The organism is Micromonospora sp. S-DT3-3-22 (assembly GCF_015354745.1).
GTDB lineage: Bacteria > Actinomycetota > Actinomycetes > Mycobacteriales > Micromonosporaceae > Micromonospora > Micromonospora wenchangensis.
Genome location: NZ_JACGMO010000221.1, coordinates 1 through 5,284 on the forward strand (window position 1 = coordinate 1; position 5,284 = coordinate 5,284).

The 5,284-nt window shown below is 74.1% G+C and carries 4 protein-coding genes; 1 reads left to right on the forward strand and 3 read right to left on the reverse strand.

Going from position 1 to position 5,284, the window contains the following annotated elements; translation table 11 throughout:
- Positions 1-170: 170 nt before the first annotated feature.
- Together H1A17_RS33270 and H1A17_RS33275 are read right to left on the reverse strand one after the other, a co-directional pair.
- The gene (locus tag H1A17_RS33270) at positions 171-1,649 is read right to left on the reverse strand and encodes a glutamate--cysteine ligase (protein ID WP_145917218.1); all 1,479 of its coding nucleotides are present in this window, start codon (positions 1,647-1,649) and stop codon (positions 171-173) included.
- 233 nt (positions 1,650-1,882) lie between these two features.
- Entirely contained in the window at positions 1,883-2,461 is a 579-nt protein-coding gene (locus H1A17_RS33275) for a YceI family protein (protein ID WP_088645742.1), read from the reverse strand.
- A 101-nt stretch (positions 2,462-2,562) separates the two neighbouring features.
- On the opposite strand from H1A17_RS33275, the gene H1A17_RS33280 reads away from it, so the two are divergent.
- Entirely contained in the window at positions 2,563-3,066 is a 504-nt protein-coding gene (locus tag H1A17_RS33280; RefSeq protein WP_145917217.1) for a MarR family winged helix-turn-helix transcriptional regulator, read from the forward strand.
- A 205-nt stretch (positions 3,067-3,271) separates the two neighbouring features.
- On the opposite strand, the gene H1A17_RS33285 is transcribed toward H1A17_RS33280, so the two are convergent.
- A partial coding sequence (locus tag H1A17_RS33285) for an XRE family transcriptional regulator (protein ID WP_194823745.1) occupies positions 3,272-5,284 on the reverse strand: 2,013 nt, incomplete at its 5' end.

The following is a 5,284-nucleotide window of genomic DNA, read 5'->3' on the forward strand; positions in this document are numbered from 1 at the left end:
GGCAGCCGGTGCGACGCCCGCCGGACCCCGGACGGACCAGGACCCCGGATCGCCCGGTGGCGGCCAGCCGGAGGGCGACCCGGCGGGGGTGCGCCCGACGGACCCGCCCGCCGTGCCCAGGCCCCGCCCCGGTCGCCGCACCCCCTGACCGTCGACCGCCGCCCCGGGGCTCAGTCCACCGGCCAGGTGTGCACCGGTTCGTTGCTGCGCTGGAGTTCGGCGTACCGGTTGGCCATGTGGCGCAGCGCCGCGTCCCGGTCCAGGTTGCGCTGCCGCTGCGCGGCCCACACCGTCTCGGTCTGCCAGACCGCGCCGTTGCGGCCGGTACGGCAGCGCTGCTCGATGATGCCGAGCAGCCGGTCCCGTTCGGCGGGGGCGACACCGAACCGGTCCAGCCCGGTGGCCGCCTTCGGCAGGAGCGTGTCGAGGACCAGCTTGGTGACCGGCACCTCGCCGAGCCGGGGCCAGTGCAGCACGGCGTCCATGCCCCGTCGGGCGGCGGCGTGGAAGTTCTCCTCGGCGGAGCTGAAGGTGAGCTGGCTCCAGATCGGCCGGTCGGACTCGGCCAGCCCGCGCGCCAGCCCGAAGTAGAAGGCGGCGTTGGCCAGCATGTCGACCACGGTCGGGCCGGCCGGCAGCACCCGGTTCTCCACCCGCAGGTGCGGGCGGCCGTTCATGATGTCGTACACCGGGCGGTTCCAGCGGTAGACGGTGCCGTTGTGCAGCCGCAGCTCGGACAGTTGCGGGACGCCACCGGCGTGCAGCACCTCGACCGGGTCCTCGTCGGCGCAGATCGGCAGCAACGGCGGGAAGTACCTGACGTTCTCCTCGAACAGGTCGAAGATCGAGGTGATCCAGCGTTCCCCGAACCACACCCGGGGGCGTACCCCCTGGGCCTTCAGCTCGTCCGGGCGGGTGTCGGTGGCCTGCTGGAACAGGGCGATCCGGGTTTCGGCCCAGAGTTGCCGGCCGTAGAGGAACGGCGAGTTCGCGCCGACGGCGACCTGGACGCCGGCGATGGCCTGGGAGGCGTTCCAGTAGTCGGCGAAGCTGTCCGGCGCGACCTGGAGGTGGAACTGGAGGCTGGTGCAGGCGGCCTCGGGGACGATCGAGTCGGTGTGCGTCCGCAGCCGCTCGACTCCCCGGATGTCCAGTTCGATGTCCTCGCCCCGGGCGCCGACGATCTGGTCGTTGAGCACCCGGTACCGCTCGTTGGTGGAGAGGTTGTCGGCCACCAGGTGCCGTTCGGTCAGGGTGGGCAGGATGCCGACCATGACGATCCGGGCGTTCGAGCGGGCCGCCCGCTCGTCGGCCCGGGTGAGGCTGCTGCGCAGGTCGCTCTCGTAGTGGGCGAAGCCGCCCCCCTCGATCAGCCGGGGCGCGGCGTTCAGTTCCAGGTTGAACTGGCCGAGTTCGGTCTGGAAGAGCGGGTCGGCGATGGCGGCGAGGATCTCGTCGTTGCGCATCGCCGGTTCGGCGTCCGGGTCCATCAGGTTGAGTTCGATCTCCAGACCGGTCATCGGCCGGTCGGCGTCGAAACCGAAGTCGTCGAGCATCAACGCGAAGACGTCCAGGCAGCGCCGCACCTTCTGCCGGTAGCGGACCCGGTCCTCCCGGGAGAACGCGCCCTGCTCGACGTCCCTACCCATGTTTCCTCCAGGCGTGAGACGCGCGGGGCGGTGACCGTCCCGGCGCGCAGTGTGAACCACCATAAGAGCGCCCACGCGCCGGGGCCAGTGCCCACCGGGTATGCGCTGTCCCGCTTCTCTACCCAGCGGCCGTCCACCAGCACCGGATGTCGCCGTCGCCGGACAGTGACAATCCGCACGCGGGCACGGGGAAGCCCCCGCTCGCGGTGAGCGGGGGCTTCGACGTGCCGGGCTCAGGCCTGCCGGATGGCCTCGCCCTCGATCTCGATCTTGATCTTCTTGCCGACCAGCACGCCACCGGTTTCCAGGGCGACGTTCCAGGTCAGGCCGAAGTCCTCGCGGTCGATCTCGGTGCTGGCGGTGAAGCCGAACACGTCGGTGCCGAACGGGGTGCGGCCGACGCCCTCGAACTCGACCTCCAGCTCGACCTGGCGGGTGACGCCCTTGATGGTGAGGTCACCGAGCAGGACGAACTCGTTGCCGTCGTGGGACTTCACGGCGGTGCTGCGGTATTCCAGCGTCGGGAACTGCTCGACGTCGAGGAACTCGGGGCTGCGCAGGTGGCCGTCCCGGTCGGCCTGGGCGGTGTTGATGCTGGCCGCCTGGATGGTGGCGGTGACCGAGGACTGCAACGGGTCCTCGGCGACGGTGATGGTGGCGGTGGCGTCGGCGAACTCGCCGCGTACCTTGCTGACCATCATGTGGCGGGCGACGAAGCCGACCCGCTTGTGCGCGGCGTCCAGCAGGTAGGTGCCGGCAGCGGGGATGGTGAGGCCGTCCCAGTCGCGGGTAACCGACTCGGTGCTGGTCATGTAACTGCCCTCCGGGGAAGATTGTTTAGTAGCCCAACGACTGCCTGAGCAACTATAACCGCAGCAATATTCCCCGTGTCAAGCACTGCTAGGATGGCCAGGTGGACGAGACTGTGTTCGACGACCCCCGGATCACCGCCGTCGGCCTCCTGGTCGAGGCGCACGCCGGGCTGACCGCCCGGTTCACCGCGCAGTACGAGGAGCACGGCGTCTCCGCGGTCGAGTTCGAGGTGCTGATGCGCCTGGCCCGCTCCCCCGGCAACCAACTGCGGATGACCGACCTGGCCGCACAGACCTCCCTGTCCACCAGCGGCGTCACCCGGGTGGTGGACCGGATGGAGCGCGACGGGCTGCTCCGGCGTCGCGCCTGCCCGTCCGACCGGCGCAGCTCGTACGCGGTGGTCACCCCGGCCGGCATGCAGCGGCTGGACGAGACCCTGCCCGGCCACCTCCAGATCATCGAGCAGTGGTTCACCGGTCAACTCGAACCCCGGACCCTCGCCGCCATGCTGGACGGCCTGCGCCGGGTACGCGACGCCGTCCACCCGGGGGCGACCGCCGGCAGCACCGACCAGGCGCCGACCGACGAGCCGCCGTCCTGCTGACCGCCCGCCAACAGGATGCCGGCGGACCGGCAGAAAAAGCGGCAGAACCCGTCGGCCCCACCGGTCGCAGAGCCGCCGATCGCCGCAAAACGGACGGCCCGGCTGGCTAGCCTTCATCGCGCGGGGGAGCACCGGGGGGTGCCGGCGCGAGCGATTGAGCGAGGGGTTTGACCAGGGGGCTCGTTCGCTCGCGCCACCCCCGCGCCTAGCCCAGCAGACGTTCCTCGTCCGGCAGCAGCCGGATGCCGCCGCGCCGGCACGCCTGCGCCAGCCGCTCCCGCACCTCGGCGGAGCCGGTGCTCACGGCCAACCCGACCAGGGCCTCGACCACGTCCCGCCGGTCCTGACCGGCCGCACCGGCAGCTTCCGCCACCGCGAACCACTCCGCCGCCAACTCCCGGTCCCCCCGGTGCTGGGCCATGGTGCCCTCGATCAGCGCGCAGACCGACTCCTCCGCCCGGACCGGCCCGCCGCCGCCCGGACGACCCCCGGCCGCGCCCGCCTCCGACCGGGACCCGGGCAGCCCCGGACGGCCGTCGCAGCGCAGCTCGGCCAGGACCTCGGCGGCCTCGTCCAGCCGACCCGACCGGGCCAGCGCCAGCCCCACCGTGCCGAGCACCCGCCGTCGGTGCCCCGGATCACCCACCCCGGCCAGCGCGGCGACGACCCGCCGGCCCTGGTCCACCGCGTCACCGTGGCGACCCTCCAGCCGGGCCACCTCGGCCAGGTCGGCACGGGCCAGCAGGCGCAGGCGGGGCTCCCCGCACTGGGCGGCCAGCCGGTCCACCGCGGCCAGCCGCCGCCGGGCCGCCGACAGGTCGGCGAGGCGGATCTCGTGCCAGGCCAGATGGTGCTGGGCGACCGCCATGTCCCGGGTCCGGCCGTGCCGGGTGGCCAGGGTCAGCACCGCATGCGCCTGCTCGGCCGCCTCGTCGTACCCGCCGGTCGCGACCAGCAGGGTGCCGAGGACCGTCCGCGCCGCCAGCTCCCCGGCCACGTCGGCCCGACCGGCCAGCACCGCGAGCGCGGCACGGGCGGCAGGCAGTTCCTGCGCCGCCGCGCCGTGCTCGGCGGCCAGCCGGGCCACCCCGAGCAGCGCCCAGGCCCGCAGCACCGGATCGGCGTCGGCGGTACGGGGATCGGCGAGCAGCCGGCACAGCCACTGCCGGCCGCTGACGTCCCGCCCCCGCATCCGCCACCAGCGGGTCAGCTCGGCGGCCAGCCGCAGCGCGGTGACCGGATCGTCCCCGGCGGCGTGCGCCAGTGCCGCGCCGATGTCCCCGGTCGCCTCGTCGAGCTGACGGACGGCCGCCGGCTGTCGCGCCCCGACCAGGTCCGGTGCGGTACGGGCCACCAACCGGGTGATCACCACCGCGTGCCGGCGACGGACGGCGGTCAGCTCGCCCCGGCCGGCGGCCTGCTCGACGGCGTACTCGCGGACCGCGTCGAGCAGGCGGAACCGCAGCGGCCCGGCACCCCGGACGCTGAGCAGGCCCAACTCGACGAGCCGGTCGAGCAGCGGCACCGGGTCGACCACCACCGACGGGTCCCGGTCGGCCTCGTCGGCGAGCAGTTCCTCGGCCAGTTCCACCGACCACCGGTTGGCGAACACCGAGAGCCGGCGCAACGCGGCCTGCTCCCACCCGTCGAGCAGCCGGTAGCTGGTGGCGACCGCCTCGCGCAGGGTCACCGCGACCGTGGACCGGGCCGGTTCGTCGGTACGCCCCGGCGGCGCGGCCTCCCAGCCCCGCCCGCCGAGATCCGGGCCGGCCAGGTCGAGCACCCGGTCGCCGTACCGGTCGAGCAGTTCGGGCAGGTCGAGGATGCGGCCCCGGGCCGCCATCAGCTCGATCGCCAGCGGCAGGCCGTCGAGGCGGCGGACCAGCGCGGTGAGGGCGGGCAACTCGTCCGGGCCGGGCGGTTCCGGGCGGACCCGGGTCAGCCGGGCGGTGAACAGGGCCGCCGCCGGCCACCGGGCCAGCTCGGCCGGGTCGACCACCCCGGCGGGGGGCACCTCCAGCGGCGCGACCGGGCGGACGAGTTCGCCGGGGATGCCGACCGGATGCCGGCCGGTCGCCACCACCCGCAGGGTGGGCACCGCCGCGACGAGCAGGTGCACCACCTCGGCCACCGGGTCCGGGGCCCGTTCGACCGCGTCGACCAGCAGCAGCGCCGGGCGGCCCCGCAGCCGGGCGGCCAGCTCGGCGAGCCGGGCCGC